The organism is Chloroflexus sp., assembly GCF_034435895.1.
Classification (GTDB): domain Bacteria; phylum Chloroflexota; class Chloroflexia; order Chloroflexales; family Chloroflexaceae; genus Chloroflexus.
The window spans coordinates 1-19559 of sequence record NZ_DAOTWH010000137.1 but is presented as its reverse complement, the minus strand read 5'-3'; the positions used below and the strand labels follow the sequence as shown (position 1 = coordinate 19559).

The 19559-nt window shown below is 60.2% G+C and carries 16 protein-coding genes; 8 read left to right on the top strand and 8 right to left on the bottom strand.

Annotated elements, in window-relative coordinates; translation table 11 throughout:
* The 3 genes from U9R81_RS08235 to U9R81_RS08225 all read right to left on the bottom strand — a co-directional run.
* A partial coding sequence (locus U9R81_RS08235; protein ID WP_322495004.1) for a TIGR03617 family F420-dependent LLM class oxidoreductase occupies positions 1-603 on the bottom strand: 603 nt, incomplete at its 3' end.
* A gap of 703 nt (positions 604-1306) precedes the next feature.
* The gene (locus U9R81_RS08230; protein ID WP_322495003.1) at positions 1307-1921 is read right to left on the bottom strand and encodes an HAS-barrel domain-containing protein; all 615 of its coding nucleotides are present in this window, start codon (positions 1919-1921) and stop codon (positions 1307-1309) included.
* A gap of 5 nt (positions 1922-1926) precedes the next feature.
* Positions 1927-3138, bottom strand: coding sequence for a DNA double-strand break repair nuclease NurA (locus U9R81_RS08225; RefSeq protein WP_322495002.1), 1212 nt, complete (start codon positions 3136-3138; stop codon positions 1927-1929).
* A 974-nt stretch (positions 3139-4112) separates the two neighbouring features.
* On the opposite strand from U9R81_RS08225, the gene U9R81_RS08220 reads away from it, so the two are divergent.
* The 3 genes from U9R81_RS08220 (at position 4113) to U9R81_RS08210 (ending at position 8183) form a co-directional block, all read left to right on the top strand.
* The gene (locus U9R81_RS08220; RefSeq protein ID WP_322495001.1) at positions 4113-5867 is read left to right on the top strand and encodes a M23 family metallopeptidase; all 1755 of its coding nucleotides are present in this window, start codon (positions 4113-4115) and stop codon (positions 5865-5867) included.
* An 85-nt stretch (positions 5868-5952) separates the two neighbouring features.
* Positions 5953-6693 (top strand): hypothetical protein, encoded by a 741-nt coding sequence (locus tag U9R81_RS08215; RefSeq protein ID WP_322495000.1) that lies wholly within the window; start codon positions 5953-5955, stop codon positions 6691-6693.
* 173 nt (positions 6694-6866) lie between these two features.
* Positions 6867-8183 carry a bifunctional folylpolyglutamate synthase/dihydrofolate synthase gene (locus tag U9R81_RS08210; protein ID WP_322494999.1) on the top strand — a complete coding sequence of 439 codons (1317 nt, stop codon included), beginning with the start codon at positions 6867-6869 and terminating at the stop codon, positions 8181-8183.
* A gap of 50 nt (positions 8184-8233) precedes the next feature.
* On the opposite strand, the gene U9R81_RS08205 is transcribed toward U9R81_RS08210, so the two are convergent.
* The 4 genes from U9R81_RS08205 to hflX form a co-directional block, all read right to left on the bottom strand.
* The gene (locus tag U9R81_RS08205) at positions 8234-9022 is read right to left on the bottom strand and encodes an ABC transporter permease (protein WP_322494998.1); all 789 of its coding nucleotides are present in this window, start codon (positions 9020-9022) and stop codon (positions 8234-8236) included.
* Positions 9023-9583: 561 nt separating this feature from the next.
* Positions 9584-9871, bottom strand: a complete 288-nt coding sequence (locus tag U9R81_RS08200; protein ID WP_322494997.1) for a hypothetical protein — start codon at positions 9869-9871, stop codon at positions 9584-9586.
* Positions 9872-9880: 9 nt separating this feature from the next.
* Entirely contained in the window at positions 9881-11290 is a 1410-nt protein-coding gene (locus U9R81_RS08195; RefSeq protein WP_322494996.1) for a hypothetical protein, read from the bottom strand.
* A 194-nt stretch (positions 11291-11484) separates the two neighbouring features.
* Positions 11485-12855 (bottom strand): GTPase HflX, encoded by a 1371-nt coding sequence (hflX, locus tag U9R81_RS08190; protein WP_322494995.1) that lies wholly within the window; start codon positions 12853-12855, stop codon positions 11485-11487.
* Positions 12856-13158: 303 nt separating this feature from the next.
* On the opposite strand from hflX, the gene U9R81_RS08185 reads away from it, so the two are divergent.
* The gene (locus U9R81_RS08185; RefSeq protein WP_172812285.1) at positions 13159-13329 is read left to right on the top strand and encodes a hypothetical protein; all 171 of its coding nucleotides are present in this window, start codon (positions 13159-13161) and stop codon (positions 13327-13329) included.
* A gap of 315 nt (positions 13330-13644) precedes the next feature.
* On the opposite strand, the gene U9R81_RS08180 is transcribed toward U9R81_RS08185, so the two are convergent.
* On the bottom strand, positions 13645-14649 hold the full coding sequence (locus U9R81_RS08180; protein ID WP_322494994.1) for a glycosyltransferase family 2 protein: 1005 nt from the start codon (positions 14647-14649) through the stop codon (positions 13645-13647).
* Between the two features lie 929 nt (positions 14650-15578).
* Between U9R81_RS08180 and U9R81_RS08175 the strand changes: the two genes are divergently transcribed.
* The 4 genes from U9R81_RS08175 to U9R81_RS08160 all read left to right on the top strand — a co-directional run.
* Positions 15579-16250, top strand: a complete 672-nt coding sequence (locus tag U9R81_RS08175) for a GntR family transcriptional regulator (protein ID WP_322494993.1) — start codon at positions 15579-15581, stop codon at positions 16248-16250.
* Positions 16247-17455 (top strand): CaiB/BaiF CoA-transferase family protein, encoded by a 1209-nt coding sequence (locus tag U9R81_RS08170; protein ID WP_322494992.1) that lies wholly within the window; start codon positions 16247-16249, stop codon positions 17453-17455. Before U9R81_RS08175 ends, U9R81_RS08170 begins: the two co-directional genes overlap by 4 nt.
* On the top strand, positions 17455-18408 hold the full coding sequence (locus tag U9R81_RS08165; RefSeq protein WP_322494991.1) for a hydroxymethylglutaryl-CoA lyase: 954 nt from the start codon (positions 17455-17457) through the stop codon (positions 18406-18408). The genes U9R81_RS08170 and U9R81_RS08165 overlap by 1 nt, the downstream gene beginning before the upstream one ends.
* A 109-nt stretch (positions 18409-18517) precedes the next feature.
* A partial coding sequence (locus U9R81_RS08160) for a hydantoinase/oxoprolinase family protein (RefSeq protein ID WP_322494990.1) occupies positions 18518-19559 on the top strand: 1042 nt, incomplete at its 3' end.

Sequence of the window (19559 nt, the reverse complement as noted above, 5' to 3'; positions counted from 1 at the left end):
CTGTGGACGCAGCACGTCGCGTAGGTAGCGGGCGCTGTTAAGGGGATGGGCATGGAAGCCGTCGCATATTTCGCCGGCCAGATGGGCGAGACCGGTATTGACCCCGGCGATGTAGATGGGAATGTTGGGATGGGCGATCGGGCCGGGATTAAAGAAGGGGGTCATCAGGGTATGCTGGTAGTATTGGCCGCGATAATCGAGTTTGCCGCCAGTCTGCCAGCAGTACCAAATCGCGCGCAAGGCGCCGATGTAGTCGCGCAACCGGCCCACCGGTGAATCCCACACACCACTAAACCGGCGTTCGATATGGGCCTTGACTTGGGTGCCTAGCCCCAACACGAAACGCCCGCCGCTAAAACCGGCCAGATCCCATGCGATTTGGGCAGTCACCATCGGGCTACGCGGGAAAGCGATCGCTACCGCAGTGCCAAGCGTGAGCTGGCGGGTATGTTCGGCGGCAACGGCCAAGGCGAGAAACGGATTATGGGCCGTTTCCGGAGCCCAGAGCGCGGCAAAACCGATCGCTTCAGCAGCTTGCGCCACGGCGGCGGCGTTCGGCAAGGGATTGGCGTCAACTTGAAATGCGGCGTCAAGCAAGAGCATAGTGTTCTCCGTGACAGGGCGGTCTCTGAATGGGTATGATAGCAGATGTTTGGACGAGGTGAGGGAATTGCGCTTAGCTCTTCAGGGCTGGATTACGGTTGCGAAGCCTGCTGCGTGGGCTAAGGATCAATAGCCGCCAAGAGTCACAAAAGACACAGAATTTAAGGATGTCTTTTTGCGAGTTTTGGGTATTTTTGTGGCTATTCTCCTATTTATGGCATGCGGCAGTTTTTCTGCCGCATGCCACAGCACAAGTTGGCTGCCTTGCGCAAGACCTCTGCCACTGCCGCATGCCGTAGAGCAAACACAGCAAGATGGGAGCCACATCCCCGGCCCTAAAGGGATGCTACGGTTGCGAAACCCGCTCCGCGGCCTAGAGATGAAGAGCCGCCAAGCGCCACAAAAACCCCAGCATCTACGAGGGTCTTTTATGAGTTTTGGGTGTTTTGGTGGCTATTCATCACTCATCCCACCGCAGAGGAAGGGTTGGGGGACAGATACTGCTACGATAACGATTCACAAATAACAAGTTTTCGCTGAGTGATAGAATCCCGCTCTTGGGGGAGATCGCTTCGGCTCGCGGCGGGCCGAGCGGCGCTCGGCCCCGACCGCTCGGCTCGCAATGACAAGCGGGAAGCGGCTCTTCACTCCACCGCGCAAGACCAGCCACCGGGTGCGGTGACGATACCGTTGTGTTTGCCGTTTACGGCCTAATCCGGTGCAGCAGCGCCGTCAACCGGTCATAATCCTCTTTGAGCAGCCGGGCCAATTCGCGGCCCACCCGCACTAAATAGGCCGGGCCATCGCGGCGGGCCAATGCAATCGCGCGGACGGACGCGGCCAGCAGTTCATCCGACGGCACACCGGAAGCAAGCAAGACGGTGCGCAGAAAATCGAGTTGTTCGCCGAATTGCGCCAACTCAGGCGGCTCGCAGGGGTAGACCGAATAATGCACCGGCGGCGGCTGGGGCGGCAGGCGTTGGAGCAGGCGGCCATCGAGAGAGTAACCGACCGTCAGTGCGGTAAACTCGGTTTGCAGCACCTCGCCGAGATCGGGATGTTCGCGGTAGATTTGGTCGTCGTACAGATCGCGCCCGCTGTAGGTACGGCCCCGCACAATCGCCCGCCCACCCGGCTCGCGGCTGCCAGTGTGAATATCAAACACCAGCCCATAAACCGCCAACGCCTGATCGCGAGTTGTGGCCCGCACCAACGCGCCAAACGGCGGCGCAGCCAACAATTCGTACGTCGCAGCGATAAACTGGGTCGTCGAAGACTCGATAATTTCGCCGATCCGGCCATTTTGCGGCATCGTCATGATCGTCATCCCTGCACAAACTGCTTGCTCTCGCGCTTGGCCGAAACGCCAGCCGGCGCTTCGGCGCGCTGAAGCGCGCCAGAGACCATCTGCTCGAACACACGCCGCTCGGCGCTGCGAATCACCGCCTGCTCGTGGGCGCGTTGCAAGGCGATCGGGTAGCCCTGCCCGCGCGCCGCTTGATCGTAGACCAGCGCATGCACCTGATCGACCCATTCCGGCTGGTCAGCCACCCAACCGGGCAGTTCGACGCGGGCTAGCTCGCGCCCGACCCGCAAGAAAAAGAAGTGAATCTGGTGGTGCTCGTATCCTGCAACGCTGATCCGGCTGAGCGAGCGAAAGATCGGGCCGCGCTGGCCTTCACCCAAGCGCGTAGCAAAAATATCGGCGTCGATCAGGTCTTGGCAGATCATGCACGAGGGGATTTTACCGCTCTTGGCATCGCTGCACTGGGCGCAATTGGCGCCGCGCTGCGCCGTTACATTCACATCAGGACAGAACATCAAACGCACCAATCCCACCACTTCCGGCGACCGGCTGCGGCTAATGTACGACGCCACTGGGATCGCGTGCTCGCGCATCCGTTCGAGGTAGGTCAGATATCGCTGCAAAAAGTGATCGCGCACGCTGGCATCAGCATTCGCCAACGCCCACCGGATCAGGGTGCCGTCTTGCAAGGCCAACCGCGGGATGGCCGGATCGGTCAGCGCGCCGATGGCCAACTCGCCTAACGCAACCCCCTCTTCGACATCGCGCCGCACGCTGAGCAACGCGCCCTCGATCGGGATGCGACGAGTATCATCGTGAAAAAACAGGTCTGTTTCGGCAAAATAGAGCTTTGGGGACGACGCAAGTCGCGCTTCCGGCTGCGCGCCGTAGCGAATATAGACTTGCCCGATGTTGATCAGATAGCAACTCACCTCGCCGTGCCGATCGACATCGATATGCGAGCCATCGGTCGCAGCGATGGCGTAGTCAGTCGGGATGTCTGGAAGATGACACACTGTCTCAAACGGCTCAACCGGCGCCGCCAGCAGCCAGTTTGTTGATGACTCACTAAGCTTGACCGCAGTAGCCCAGTGCTCCTCACGGCCAATCTCATGCAGATACCGCTCGCGCACCTCGGCGACCCGCGCATCGCGTTGGCGCGCCTCCCGCGCCACAGTCTGGCTCATCGTGCGCACCTGCTCACCTAACGCCGCGAGATTGAGACTCATGCCTGCTCCTTCGCTCACCTGTTCACATTGTGTAGGATAGGTCATCTGATGCGGTCTGTCAATGCGCAACGTTGAGGATTGAGTGGGTAGAGGGAAAGGTCAAGGTAAAAACGCTGCGGTAGTTAGGCGGATAGAGCGCTCAATAGAGAAAGATCGAGTTTCTGGTCACAATGGCTGCACGGCGGGCGAGATCGATACGAGACACGTCAATTTGGCAGGTCGTAAACAAACGTTGCGATGATTAGGCAAACCTCAGTGCTACGAACTGCGAACTCATCGGTAGACATCAGCATCGGCCCCGATAGCTTGAAATCAGCCCAGCGTGCAGGCAACGCAACGGCAAACTCTTGCGTCTGCTCAGACCAGTGCTCTCTACCGCACGGGCAACACTAGCAACTTCCACCGCCATCGCCGCACAGACACGTCACATCTGAGTAGCACAATGCCTGCCCTCTGACCAAGTATTGAACGTCGCCTAATGTCATATTTTTGCGATATTGCCGGCAACATTACGCTTGCTACGATACGACTAAGAAGCGCTTGATAGGCACTACGCGCCACGGTCTGGCTCATCGTGCGCACCTGTTCACCCAGCACCGCGAGATTGAGACTCATGCCTGCTTCTTCGCTCACCTGTTCGCATTGTGTAGCATAGGTCATCTGATGCGGTCTGTCAATGTGGCAGGATAAAGGGCAAGCTGTCATGATAGCGATTGCGCTATCGGATCACCCTCGTTGCCGCGAATGAACGTCTTTCTGGTTTCTGCCATTTCGCACTAGCGGCGCCGTTGGCGAATAGACATACTGGCAGGTAGCAATATCACAGCGACAATGACTGCTCTCTGACCAAATATCGAGCGTCGCCTAATTATCATACTTTTGCGATATTGCCGGCAGCACTACACCTGCTACGATACGACCAAAAAGAAGCGCGCTTTCTTTCTCCCCGCGTACTTAGCAGATCACTAGTACCGATGCAACCTGCCAAAAACGTTCGTTTCGCCAACCACGAAAAGGAGGGGTGCTATGCAGCCGAGCAAGACAGAACCTGCTCTTACCCGGCTACCGTTTGGGATGGTCGTGTTCGTGGTGATGAGTATTATCGTAGCCCTAGTTTCCATCAGCTTTCCGATCAAGCCGGTCATTGTTCACCGCCCCTTGATCCGGCGTTAGAACAAGCGGTGAGCGCGGCAATCAGAACCCAGCAGCCAAACGCGGCGACCGACCATATCATTGTTTCACCAATTTCGCGTGTCAAAGCGTGGGTCTTTGGCTCTGCCGCCGTCATTCCCCAACCCTCATCCGATGGCGTAACAGATGAAGAAACTGCGCCGCAAATCTTGCTCTTCTTTGCCGAGCAACGAGGCGGCGGATGGCAAGTTGCGCTCGAACACTCCCCTGCATTTGCCCAAGCGCTCACCCAAATCCCCCAACATCTTTTGACGCCGGAACAATGGGCGACTATGCCGACGGCGGCACAATTGAGCGGCGATGGTTCAATGCAACTCAATTTACCGTGGGCAATAGGAGAAACATGGAACCTTACAGGTGGCCCGCACAAAACCTTCAGAAACGAAACTACGCGATCGGGGCTTGATTTTGCGGTCAACGGCGGCCGTGTGCGAGCGGCCCGAGAAGGGATAGCCTATACCCCGTGCGGCCAAAATTCGGATCTGGAGCAGATCGATCACCCCGGCGGCTTTCGCACCAACTACTACCACCTCGCTGGAATTGCCGTTACGAACGAGAGTCGGGTCGAACGGTACACGTATATCGGTATGATCGGCACCGGCACCCGCTGTCTCGGTGGCTACGTGACCGGCGCGCATATCCTTTTTTGGGTCTCGCGCGGTGGAACTCCCATATCAATTGACGGCATTGATATTGGTGGCTGGACAGTTAGCGCGCTTCCCGGCGATTACAATGGTTGTATGACCCGGATTCGCGATGGGTATCGCCAATGCGCTGTCGGCAGGATTACTAACGAGGGCAACTTTCCTCCCAACCCGCCATACCTAATCAGCCCAGAAGGCGGCGTAACCATTAAGACACCCACTGTCACCTTGCAAGTGGCTGATGCCGGCGACCCGGATAACTGGCCGGCCCCAACCAGCAACTTCCGCTTCACGATTACGAAATCTGACAACTCGTGGAGCGCGAGTTCGGACTGGAGCGACAACACCAGTTGGACCGTGACACTCCCCAGTGAGGGTAGTTATTCGTGGATCGTGTATGCCGGGGACTGGGAGCTACCGAGCGCAGCGGCTGGCCCGCGTACCCTCACCTACGTGCCTAACCGGCCCCCCAATCCGCCCAATTTGCACAGTCCTGCTCATACTGCAACCATCAATACGGCTACCGTCACCTTGCAAGTGACTGACAGCGGCGATCCAGACAATTGGCCAAACTCAACCCGGCGCTTCCGCTCCATCATCACCTTATCCGACAACTCGTGGCAAGCTGACTCTGGCTGGATCAATAGCCCAAGCTGGACCGTGCAATTGCCAAGGAGAGGGGTGTATGTGTGGCAGACGCAGGCCAACGATGGCGCCGCCAACAGTGCTCTTAGCGGCCAGCGCAGACTCTACTACACGATTGCCGCTTCAGTGCCAGCGCCACAACCGCCGACACCAGCGCCGAATGTCTGGCCAGTACCCTATTACTCACAGCTCGATTCGCGCTGGAGCACGCAACCGAATCAACCGGCCTGCTTATGCGACGTACCGTAATAACACGATCGGCCAGATCGGCTGCGCGTTGACATCGTTGACGATGGTAGGCAGTTTCTACAGGGTTGATCACAATCCGGGAACGATGAACACGTGTTTAGGAGCGTATGCTTGCCCGTTGTACTGGGCAAGCCAGCAGGTGCGCACTTGCACCAACAACAAAATGCGCTGGGTGAGCTGGCCAGCCTTTAGCTACGCCAATCTGCAGGCAGAGCTACGAAAAGGGCCGGTCATCCTCGAATTGAGCACCAGCGCCGGTTATATGCACCTCATCGTAGTGCTGGGAGGCAGCGGCACGGATCCAGCCAACTACACTGTCCATGATCCGGGAGTACGCAGTGGCGCCTACACGACGCTGGCCAATGCCCTGCGCTATTGGCGCGGCTATCAGCCAAGCAGTGTGCGGATCTACACCGGCACACCGGCGCCGCTGCCAGCCAGCCTTGCCGAAGAGGCGACTGATTCACTCGCGAGCCAAGCCGCTCAGGTTGATCCAATCGAACCGCTCGCCAGCCCGCCCTTGCTCAATGGCGCTACCATTACTGGCGCGATTGCGCCGTATCGTAATACTAGCACAGAGATGGTGCTTGAGCTTGCCGCCCAAAGCGCAGCCGGCGCCGTGACCGACATGCGGGTGTGGACAAATGCCGAACAGAGCACGGTCTGGCAACCGTTTAGCCAACACGTCTCGGTACCGCTGGCTGAAACGCATTATGTCCCGTTCCGTGACGCACAAGGGAATACGTTGGCGGTGATCTCAACCGGTTTGCCCCAAGTGCGAAACCTGAACGTCTGCGCGACATTCATCCCGCTCGCCACCCGCTAAGTATGCTCATACAATAACCCCTTCGCATAGAGCCGTTGTCTCCCAACGGCTCTATGCTTATGCGTGTTTATCTCTTCCCACCCTTGCCCGGCAATGGTATCATACACCAACGGTATTCACTCGCCGCGCATCAGCGTTCGCCAGCAATGTGCGGCTTGCGATGAGAGTTAACTATGCCAATTACCACCTACCAAGCAGCGCTTGACTACATCTACAGTTTTATCGACCCCACCCGGCAGGGATCGCCTGACCCGGCGATTGCTGCGCGCGCGCTGGCCCGGATTACGGCGTTGTTGGATGATGCTGGCAATCCGCACCGGCACTTGCGCGCGGTGGTGGTAGCAGGCACCAAAGGTAAAGGCAGCACATGCGCGATGATCGAAGCGATGGCCCGCGCGGCTGGGTTGAAGGTGGGATTGTGGACATCGCCGCATCTCAGTTCGTACCGCGAACGGATCCAGATCGACCGCGAGCCGATTAGCCAGCAGACGCTGATCGAGCTGGTCAATGCGGTGCAACCGCTGGTTGAAGGGTTTGATGAAGCGACCTATGGCCGGCCTAGCACGTTCGATATTGGCTTTGTGATGGCGATGCGCCACTTTGTCGCTGCGCAGGTTGATCTGGCGGTGGTAGAGGTCGGATTGGGCGGACGCTACGATGCCGCAGCGACGATCACACCGCTGGTCGCGGTGATTTCGTCGATCAGCTATGACCACATGGCGATACTGGGACCAACCTTGCGCGACATTGCCTACAACAAAGCCGGCATTATTCGCGCCGGCCAGCCGGCGATCACGGTACCGCAGCGCGCTGAAGCGGCAGCGGTCTTCGCCGCCGAAGCGCAGACGGTCGGTGCGCCGCTCTGGCTGGCCGCCGAAGCAGCAGTTGAGCCGTGGCTGGCAAACGGGCCGCCGTTGGCGTATCCAGCGCCGCCGCAGCCGGGCAAGTTGCGCGGCGCGTTCCAACGCGAAAACGCGCGCTTGGCGATGGGAGCGGCGTTGCTACTGCGCGGGCAAGGGTTCACGATTGACGACGCAGCGATCCGGCGCGGGTTGGCTGAAGCGTGGTGGCCGGGCCGGTTTGAGTTGATCGATGGCTCGCCGCGCATCTTGATCGATGGCGCCCACAACGGTGATTCGGCGGAAAAGCTCTGGCAGGCGATTGCGCAAGAGCTGCCGCATCGCCGGATGATCCTTGTCCTCGGCACCTCACGCGACAAAGACATCGCCGCGATTGCCGCTGCGCTCGCGCCCCACGCAGCGCAGATCATCATTACACGCGCTAGTCACCCTAAAGCCATGGATCTCGACCGCATCGCCGCCGAGGTGGAACCGTTCAGTAACACGCCATTACAGATCGTGCCGGTGGTAGCCGAAGCGCTCGCCGCTGCCCACGCTTTGGCCGGCCCTGACGACCTGATCTGTGTCACCGGTTCGTTGTTTGTAGCCGGCGCGGCGCGCGAGGCGTTGGGGTTGGCAGTGGCTGATTAACATCTCTCATCTGAAGCCGGACAGCCGTCTGGCTTTACCGCGCCGTTGCGTCACGACGACGCGCTAGTATACGAGCGCAACCCGACCCGCCAAAACGCCCGCGCCGCCAGCAGCAACACTCCGGCAATCACCGGCGCCAGCGCGAGATAGAGCGGATCGAGCAGGCCGATCAGCGCTGCCGCCGGGAAGGTGGTGAGAAAGGCGATCGGAATCACAAAAGTGAGCACCAGCCGGATCGCCGGACTGTAAGCCGTAACCGGAAAACGCCCCGTCTCGTAGATGGCGGTCAGCAGCTCGGTGACATTCTCGACCTGCACCAGCCAGAAGGCGGTTGTCACTAGCAACATCCAAATCGCGTAAGCCATCACGATCCCGCAGGCGAGCAGGAAAGCGAAGGCGAGCAGTTGCAGCGGCGTTGGCCACATCCGCCCCACCCAGAGACCGTAACCGATCAAACCAAATCCAACCAGCAGATCGGGCAGCACAAGCAGATTAATCTGGCGCAGCGACGCCATAAACTGGCTATCAACCGGCTTGACCAACACAAAATCGAGCGTCCCTTTTTGAATATGCTCGACGATGCGGGTGATATTCGGGCGCATAATACCGTCGATCAAACCCTCGAAGATGCGAAAGAGACCGACGACCAGCAACGCCTGCGGCAATGTCCAGCCGCCAAGAGTGCCGCTAAACTGGAAGAAGACCAGCGTGCCGAGCACACCCCACAGCAGCCACAGGCTGCTCTGGAGGAGGGAGGTGAGGAAGTTGACGCGGTATTCAAGCGCGATTTGCAGACTGTTGTGGGCAAAGAGGGCGAACAGGCGCAGATAGCGGAGCATATCTTTGAAACATGACGTAAAAATACGAAGCGGCAGTTTGACCAACGATGTCTCAACACTATACACGATCGAGAACGTGCTAACAACATCACGTGGCAGCTTGCATGCGCACACGCATTGCACGCACTCGAGCAGGAGCTGGCTGCGCCACTCCGCGGCTCGCAATGACAGGCGCGTATGTCATTGCGCGGGAGGGGCGGTAGCCAGCGTAGCTGGCTACCGCCCGACCGAAGCAATCCCCCGCTCTTGCGGAAACGACACCTCAACACCATCCTGCCATCGCCCGTCTTTGCCCTTCCCCCCAGCCAGTGCCGGCGCTCACGCGGGAGATTGCTTCGCCGCTTCGCGTGGCTCGCACTGACAGAAGGGGAGCGGGGCGCATGCCTCAGCGGGTGGCTGCCGTGCGCGCAGGAGATGGCTTCATCGCGCCCGTGCAGCGCGCACTGACCCAGACGGAAGGGAACGGTAAGAATAGCAGCAGCGACCATCAAACGGCTTGTTCAGCCATACCACAAAGCGCCTGCTGCCAGCAAGATGCGCGCACGCCGTCCCCTTGCCCGCTTACCGCTGCACTAATGGCACGAAGAGGCGCGCCATGTTGCTCACGCCACCCCAGAAGCCTCCCGTCAAGGTATAACCACCGCCACTGAGCATACCGCCATCGGGTTGGCCAATCGTGCCACCGAGCGCATAACTGCCACCCGTGCTGATCGTCGCGCCACCGCTATCGATGGTACTCCACGCCACATCGTACCCCCCGCCAGATTGGGCCTGCGCTGCTGGCGTCACGCTTGCCGCCGGCACACTGACCAGCACAGCTAGCACCAAGATGATCAGGATCGCGCGCATACTCCCCTCCTAATCAACCTCAACTTCAACCGTCCGCACAGTTGCCACCCACGCGGTAAAGGGGGCGCCGGTCGTGATAAACCGCAGGGAGTCGCTCGAATCATCCGCCAGCACAATCACCGTCCACGAACTGGCCCCTGGACTGCTGCCCAATTTTTCGAGCAAGGTAACGCCGAGCAAACTTGTGCTACCGTTGATATTGGCAATCACGCCGCTCAAACGGAAGCCTGCCGAGACGCCATCCGCTCGCCGGCCAACAATCAAGGCTTCAAAGACCACCGTGCGATCTTCGGAAATGGCGATGCGCTGCGCGCTGCCGTCGAGAAATAACTCAACCGCTGAGGTAGAGCCATCAGTCAAATTGCGCAAGACGTAGGTTGAGGTTTGGGCATCGCCGGGAACAAAGAATGAGCCTGACGCATACGCCATCTGGCCAAAATTGGCCGCTTTGGCCCCTGCGCCGCCGGGAACGGTGGCAAAGATGCCGCTGGCAATGTTCTGATAGCCCCCGCTAACCGTCGATTGTCGGCCACTAGCTTGGTTCGTGTTGCCGCCGCCAACCGTGGCATCGACCTCACTAGCCGTATTCTGATAGCCGCCGCCAATCACGGTATAAGCGCCGCCGGCGTCGTTGCCAGTTCCTCCGCCAACAGTTGCGAATGAACCCGTGGCATTATTGCCATTGCCACCGCCAATCGTCGTACCGATGTCATTGGCGATATTGTAGCCGCCGCCACCAATCGTTGCGCCTTCGCCGCTCGCCGTATTGCTTATGCCGCCACCCACCGTTGCGTATGACCGGTCGCTGGTCGTGCCAGCATTATTGCCGGCTTGATTGTTGTAGCCGCCGCTCACGACACTGTAATCATCGGTCACACGGTTGGGGAAGGCGTTGCTGCCGCCACCGCCAATCGCCGAGCCAACGACGCCGTTGGTCATACTATTGCCGCTGAAACCGCCGATTAGGTTAGGACTCGTCGCGTTCGGCTGCGTCCGCAACCCCGGCAATGCGAGCGCATACGGCGCTGGCGTGAGCGGTTGGCGCGGGGAGAGCGCAGTATAACTACCGCTGCCCGCTGGGCAACGCACGCTGATCGCCAGCCAGCGCGCATCGCCGTTAAAGGCGTTAGCGCCAAAATCAAGCGCAACGGTAAACACGCCATTCGTCACCGTCACGTTAGTCTTGGTCTGAGTGCTGCCAATTTGGGCGCCGGCAGCAGCGTCATCAAACAGGCGAAACTCAACATCGCAGGTTCCATTCACCGGCCCGCCGCTCTGTGTCAAGCGACCTTGATAGGTGAACGCCGTTCCCAACACCGCCTGCAACCCCGGCGACCCGCTTTGCGCCGCCGTGCGCGAGAGACCCAACCCCATCACCGCCAGAACGATCACGGCGAGTATGGCAGCCGTGCGCTTCATACGAATGCTCCTTTAGGCTACGAAATGGCCAAGCATCGCAGCAAGACGGCGAAATTGGAAACGATACTATCATGCGTTATTGACCCATCACCGTCGGCTGTGATGCCATTGTAGCAAACGAGCGTCCTTAAAACGTCCTTGGCAAAAAAGAGCAGGGGCGCAGCGTAGCTGCGCCCCTGCTGCGACCCAAAGCGTTACGCGCGGGCAAAACGGGTAAATTGGGCGGCCAGCGCCGGCGGCAACCGGCCAACAATATGCGCACCGTCGCTCCTGAATTCTTCGACCTCAATCACACCCCGCTGCCGCCAGAGGGCCACGAGATCGTTGCGCTGATACGGGATCAACGCATCAACCCGCACCATCCGCTTCGCCAGCGTCTCGACGATCCGCTCGCCGAGCGTCTGCAAACCCCAGCCTTGCTGGGCCGAGACGGCCACAATATCGCCGGGCAGCCCCATTTCAGCCGCAATCTGCCCGATACCCTCGGCAGTCGCCCCTTCAAGCAGATCGATCTTGTTGAGCACGGTCAGAATCGGCTTTTGATCCACCCCTAGCTCGCGCAGAGTTTGCTCAACAGTTTGGGCATGCTCTTGGGCGTTGCGGTGGGTGACATCAACCACGTGCAACAGCAAGTCAGCCTCTTCGATCTCCTCAAGCGTAGCGCGAAAGGCCGCAACTAACTTGGGAGGCAGCTTCTGGATGAAACCGACCGTATCGGTCATCAACGCGACAATATTGCCGGGCAACAACACCTGCCGAGTGGTCGGGTCGAGGGTAGCAAACAGCTTATCCTCGGCCAACACCTCAGCGCCAGTCATGGCATTGAGCAGCGTACTCTTGCCGGCGTTGGTATAGCCAACCAGCGCGATCACCGGCACCCCGCTCTGGCGGCGGCGCTGGCGATATAGCTCGCGGTGGCGATGCACATCAACCAACTGCTCTTTCAGCCATGCAATCCGGCGCTCGATCAAGCGGCGGTCAATTTCAAGCTGCGTCTCACCGGGACCGCGCAGACCAACCACGCCACCCGCCGAAGTGCCGCCACCGGTGCCGGCCTGCCGTTCAAGGTGCGTCCATTGCCGGCGCAGACGCGGCAACAGGTACTGGTATTGGGCCAGTTCGACCTGCAAACGCCCCTCGTGGGTGCGGGCATGGCTGGCGAAGATGTCGAGGATCAGACCAGTGCGATCAATCACCTGCGTCTGCAACTCCCCTTCGAGATTGCGGGTCTGGGCCGGGCTAAGTTCATCATCGAACACGATCAGATCGGCCTGCGTCTGTTCACGCAGCGCCGCAACTTCCTTGACCTTGCCGGGACCGATGAAGAACTTGGGCAGCGGTTCGGGCAGGCGCTGAAAAATACGGCCTACCACCTCAAGATCAGCCGTCTTGGCGAGGAGGGCTAATTCATCAAGCGAATCTTCGACTGGCCATGGGCTGCGCGCGTTGGCAATCTCAGCGCCGACTAACAGAGCGCGCCGGCGCGGCGTCGCAGTCGGATAAAGCCGTTTACCGTCGTGAGTGCGAATCTCGTTAATAGAAGTCTCCTTTGACTGAAGAACCATCTGCTTCACCATTGACTTCATTGTAGCACTGTTGCCGGGTCGCTTCAAGCTGTTGGCGGGAATGAGGATGCCATTGCGCCAACAACAACGAATAGTCATAACCGCCATTGCGGCGATGAGTGGTTCACCCGCTCCTCGCAAGCACGGTAGTAAAGCGACAACCGGTAGTGATTGTTATTTTTCGCACAATCACCAGTGTTCATTATACACTACGATCGATGTGCGACGAAGGTTGCACCTTCACTGCCATCCGGCGCGAGACAGCGTCGTCGTAGCGTCGCTCAACGATAGAGGAGGTTGGTTATGTATGGCACGTGGCTCGAGTTGACGGCTGCCGAGGTGCATCAGCGCGATCTCATCCGCGATGCCGAACACGAACGGCTGGTGCGCGAAGCGCGTCGCCTCCGCCGCGAACAATCGTGGTGGTACCGGTTGTGGAAGCTGTTGCTGAATGCCCAACTGGTCAGTAAATAGAACTGCTTCGCAGGGCAAGCCGCTAGACGCGCGGGCAGATTTTACGAACGGGTAGCCTCTCGGCTGCCCGTTGGTATATTACCCCCGCAGGCTTTATTGTCCCCACCCCCTGCCCCTCCCCCGCTGGGGGAGGGGGGGAATAGTTTACCGCAGAGAACGCCGAGAGCGCGGAGGATGATCCGATCCCCAACCCCCTTTGCGTCCTCTGCGTTCTTTGCGCCTTGGCGGTTACCATCTCTGCGCCTTGGCCCCCTTGTGCGCCTTTGTCATTGCGAGGGCGCAACGCGCCCGAAGCAATCTCCCGCGAGCACGGGATCAACCCGCCACCAACGCTGCCAAGCGCCGTTGGGTGCGCAGCGCGGCCAACGGCCCGCCGGGAGGTTCGATCCAGCGGGCTAAGGCGGTGATCGAAGCAGTGCGGCGGGCCTGAATAATCCGGCGTTGTTGTCGTAAGACGGGCCATTCGGCTAGGGCCATCAGGCGACCGGCAACCATGTCTGGCTGCCGGCGCAATGCGGCATACGCCAGCGCTATACCGTCGTAAGCCAGTATTGCCGGCAAGCAGGCGGCCAGCAATGGCGTCGGCAAGCAACGGATCAGCATGCGAATCCGGTTGCGGCCGATCAGACGCTGCTTGAGCGGGCTAAACATACCAGCAGTGGCCGAATAGACGTGGCGCGCGCGGGCATTGGTGGCCAGCACACACTTCCAACCGCGCAACTGGGCCCGCCACGCCAGATCGGCGTCTTCGAGATAGCTGAAAAAGTCGGCAAAGAAGCCGATGTCGTCGAGCATCGCGCGCCGCAGCAGCGCCAAGCCGCCACTGGCGCCGAAGACCAACTGAGGCTGGGGAGGCAACGCAGCTACCGGCAGGCCCAGTGCCCGATCAGTGGCAATGCCGTCGGCCTGAAAGCGAATGCCGGCCCCGGCCACCACCTGCGGATGGCGGCTGAAAGTCAAAACCCCAGCGGCCCAACCCGCCGCCGGCTGGTCGCGCAGCGCCTCCCACAGCGCATCCACGCAACCCGGCTCGGCCAGCGCGTCGTCGTTGATCAGCCAGATCAACTCGCCGCGCGTCGCTGCGATGCCGGCATTCACGCCGCCGGCAAAACCGGCGTTGTAGGGCAGCTCGATCACCCGCACCGCCGGCAGATAGGTGCGCACCCACGCACCAGCCCGGTCGCGCGAGCGGTTATCGACCAGCACAATTTCGTCATACGGGCGCAACTGCGCCTGCACCGCACTGAGGCAGGCCGGCAGGTAACGCAGGGCGTGGTAGGTGGGGATGACCACTGAAATGGGTGGGCGGGCAGTAGCCATACGATGCTCGCGATAACAACGACACCACGCGCATGATTGTAGCGCATGTGGGGAGGATGGAGGGCTAATGACCAAGACGCAAAGGGGGCAAAGGCGCAGAGACGCTTAACGCAAAGGGCGCAGAGAACGCAAAGTGGTTTGGGTACCCTCACCCCCAGCCCCTCTCCCGCGTTGCGGGAGAGGGGCGCTGCTGGGTACCGCTCTCAGCACTGCCGTGCCCGCCATACAGCGGCTCCCCCTCTCTCGCCGTGAGGCGGGAGAGGGGGCCGGGGGGTGAGGGCTAGCCCGCTGCGCGGGTGGCATAGCCACAAAAAGACACAAAGGACACAAAAACGTACCATATTTGTACCTTTTGCGTATCTTTGTGGCTATTTGGCTCAGTACCCGCACCCCAACCCCGCTCCCACTGCACGGAAACGGCGCACTGCGGCGTTCCGCTCTCAGCACAGCTTCCTCATTCCCACAGTTGATCTGCCCCCACCCCTAGCCCCTCCCCTGCTGGGGGAGGGGTTGGCGCCTCCTCCCCCCAGCGGGGGAGGCGAGGAGCGGGCTGCACGAGAAGAGCGAGACGGGGCCGGGGATGAGGGCGTCAACGCAAAGACGCAAAGGGAGCAAAGGCGCAGAGGATTCAAACGCAAAGACGCAGAGGACGCAGCGGGTTGGGAATGGGAAGGAGGAAGCTAGCTGGATATGGAGCCGCACAGCCGTGCGGCGCTACAGGGTGCTTGACACCTCTACCGTCCTCTGGTATATTGTATACAATCTTTCCAAGGCATAACTAATATAACAATTCAGCATAATTGCGTTTTGATACGCCTTTATAACGCTAATCGTACGCCGCTTTACCGTGCTTGCATGCGCTCTACCAGCTACTACAGCGAATTGTAATGACTAAATTGTATACATCAGATGAATCTTCTGCAGATCAGGTGTACCAGCGCCTGCGCCGGTTGCTGATCGAAGGCCATTACCCGCCCGGCTCCCGGTTGGTCGAAGAGCGGTTGGCTAGCGATCTCGGCGTGAGCCGCACCCCAGTGCGGCAGGCACTGGTGCGCGCCGCCGCCGAGGGGTTGGTACAGATCTTCCCTAACCGCGGCGCAGTCGCGCGCAGTTTTACGATTGATGACCTGCTCGAGATGTATGACTTGCGCGCCTTGCTCGAAGGCCATGCCGCATTTCTGGCCGCCCAACGCATTACACCGGATCAGTTGGCCCGTATGGAAGCCGCCGCCGCGGCGCTGGAAGATTCGCTGAACCACACCTTTGCTCGCCGCGAAGACGAAGTGCATTTTCTGGTTGAGCAGAATGCGGTCTTTCACCAGACGATCGCCGAGGCCGCCGGCAATCAACGCCTGATTGCAATGCTCAACCAGATTGTTGCGGTGCCGTTGCAGTTTCGCTCGTTCTATTGGTATCGCAAAGAAGAGCGCCAAATTTCTAATTTTTTTCACCGCAGTATTCTCAATGCGCTCACCCTTGGCGATGGCGATCGCGCCCGCGCTATGATGCGCGAGCATATTTTCTATGGTCGAGATGTGTTGTTGCAGAGCCGGCGCGCGGAATCGGCTGCTGTCGCGTCCGGCGAGGAGAATGAATCGTGAGCCGCCAACGTCCGCCGCGACCGCTCGATGATATTCGCGTGCTCGAATTGGGCGCGTTTTTGGCCGGGCCGTTTTGCGGCCAGTTGCTGGCCGATTTCGGCGCCGAGGTGATTAAGGTCGAACCTCCCGGCAAGGGTGATCCGATGCGTGAGTGGGGCCGCCATCGCTATCAGGGCCGCACGCTGTGGTGGCCGGTTTTGGCCCGCAATAAGAAGTCGATCACGATTGATTTGCGCACTCCCGAAGGGCAGGCGCTAGTCAAGCGAATTGTGCCCCACGTGGATATGGTGCTGGAGAATTTTCGGCCCGGTACGCTTGAAGAGTGGGGGTTGGGTTGGGAAGAGTTGAGCGCGCTGAATCCCGGTTTGATCATGATCCGGGTGAGTGGGTTTGGCCAGACTGGCCCGTACCGCGATAAGGCCGGCTTTGGGTCGATCGGCGAGGCGATGGGTGGCATTCGCGCAATCACCGGCTTCCCCGACCGCCCACCTACCCGCATCGGCATCAGCATCGGCGATTCGCTCGCGGCGACGTTTGCGACGATCGGTGCGCTTGTCGCACTCCACCAGCGCCAGCGCAACGGGCAGGGGCAGGTGGTGGATATCGGGATTTACGAGGGGGTGCTCGCCCTCATGGAGAGTATGATCCCCGAATATCAGTTGACCGGCTATATCCGTGAGCGCACTGGCAATATTTTGCCCAATGTCGCCCCCTCTAACATTTACCCCACTGCTGATGGCGGTTGGTTTGTGATCGGGGCCAATGCCGATACGATTTTTACCCGTCTGGCCCAAGCGATGGGCCAACCCGAATTGGCCCGCGACCCGCGCTTCGCTACTCACTACGCGCGCGGCGAACACCAAGCCGAACTCGATGATCTGATTGCGGCGTGGACGATCAATTACACCGCTGATCAACTCCAAGCCATCATGGACGAGTATGGCGTCCCGGCAGGCAAGATCTATACCGCTAAGGAGATGTTGAGCGATCCGCACTTTCGCGCTCGCCAGTCAATTGTCGGCGTGCCTGACCCTGATTTGGGCGAGATCAAGATGCAGAATGTCGTGCCCCGGCTTTCAGCCACTCCCGGCGGGATTGATTGGACGGGGCCGGCCCTCGGCCAGCATAACCGCGAGGTGTTTGTCGATCTGCTCGGTTTGAGCGAAGACGAGGTAGCGGCGTTGCAAGCGAAGCGGGTGATTTGATGGAAGCGGTGACAATCATTGATGTCGCGCCTCGCGATGGCTTGCAGAATGAGCCTGAGGTGCTAGAGGTTGCAACGCGGGTTGAGCTGATCGAGTGCCTGCTCGCGGCTGGCGTACCGCGGGTTGAGATCGGTTCGTTTGTCAATCCGCGGCAGGTGCCGCAGATGGCCGGCGCCGGCGAGATCGCGCGCCTGCTCGCCGAACGCGGTCACAATCTGGCTGCTCGCGCCAGTAACGACACGTTTCGCTTTACGGCGCTCGCCCCCAACCAACGCGGCTACGAGTCGGCCGCCGCCGCCGGCTTGCGCCACGTCCGCTTGGTGCTGGCGGCCAGCGATGGTCTCAATCAGGCCAATTTCAAGCGAACCACCGCCGATTCGCTGGCTGAGTTCAGCCAATTGGCGCTGCGTATTCACCACGACGGCCTTGCCTTCGGGGTTGCGATCGGCGCGTCGTTCGGCTGCCCCTTCGATGGCTATGTTTCGCCTGAACGGGTGCTCTCGATTGCCGAACATGCCGCCGATATGGGAGCGAACGAGATCGTCTTCGCCGATACCACCGGTATGGCGGCGCCGACGCAAGTGGCTGCATTGTGCAAGATGGCTGTGCGCCGATTGCCGCACGTCACCCTCACGATCCATCTCCACAATACCCGCAATACCGGCTACGCCAATGCCTTCGCCGCATGGCAAGCCGGTATCCGTTCATTCGACGCGGCTTTGGGCGGGATCGGCGGCTGCCCCTTTGCCCCTCGCGCCGTCGGCAATATCGCCAGCGAGGATCTGGTTCACATGTTCAACGGGATCGGCGCACCAACCGGGATCGACCTGCCAGCCTTGCTGGCAGCGTCCGATTGGCTGAGCGCAACGCTGGGCCGGCCCTTGCCGGCGCTGACGGGCAAGGCCGGGCCGGTCTATGCCCAAGTGGCGACACCGGCAAACCACCGGTCATGAGCGGTAGCAGACCACAAGCATGTCACAACGTCTCCCCCTTCTCGCAGCAGGTGGCGCAAGGGCGGGGGGATGAGGGCAGAAATAGCTGTTTCAACGGGAGGAATGGAGCATGAGTTACCGTATCGGAGTCGACGTCGGCGGCACCTTCACCGACCTTATGCTCTTCGATGAGGAGAGCGGGCGCTATTGGCGCCACAAGACACCTTCCACGCCCCACGATCCGTCAGAGGCGGTGCTCGCCGGGATCGCGGCCATCTGCCGGCAAGCCGGCATTGCCCCTGCGCAAGTCGCCCAAATCATGCACGGCACCACCGTCGCCACCAACGTCATTCTCGAAGGCAAGGGCGCGCGCGTTGGCCTGATCACGACCGAAGGCTTTAAGCAGATTTTGCACCTTGCCCGCTCGCAGACGCCGGGGCCGTTGGCAGGCTGGATGATTATGATCAAGCCAGAACCGCCGGCGACGCTGGCCGATACCCGCGAGGTGTCCGAGCGCATGAGCGCCCGCGGCGAGGTGGTGCGCCCGCTCGACGAGGCCCAAGCCGAAGCGGTGATTCGCGAGCTGGTCGATTCGGGGATCGAGTCGCTGACGATTTCGCTGATCAATTCCTATGCCAACCCTGATCACGAGCGCTGCCTGAAGGCGATTGCCCAGCGCATTGCCCCCAACCTGCCAGTGACCATCTCGTATGACGTGCTGCCGGAGTTTCGCGAGTATGAGCGCACCCTCACCGCGACGATGAACGCTTATGTCAAACCAAGAGTCAAGACCTACGTTCACAACCTCGATCAGCACTTGCGCCAGCAAGGGGTGCAAGCCAAGCTCAACATTCTTCGTTCGGACGCCGGCCTAATGACCGCCGAGACGACCGAGGAGAACCCGGTCTACACACTGCTTTCCGGCCCGTCGGGCGGCGTGGCCGGCGCGCTGCACATTGCCATCCGCGCCGGGTATCCCAATATTCTGACCTTCGATATGGGCGGCACTTCAACCGACGTCTCGCTCTGTATGGGTGAGCCGAACATTGCCCGCGAGACGGTGCTCGGCTACTTCCCGGTGAAGGTGCCTTCAGTTGATGTGCGTTCGGTTGGCGCTGGCGGCGGCTCGATCGCCCACGTGCCGGCTCTCACCCGCGCGCTGCGCGTCGGCC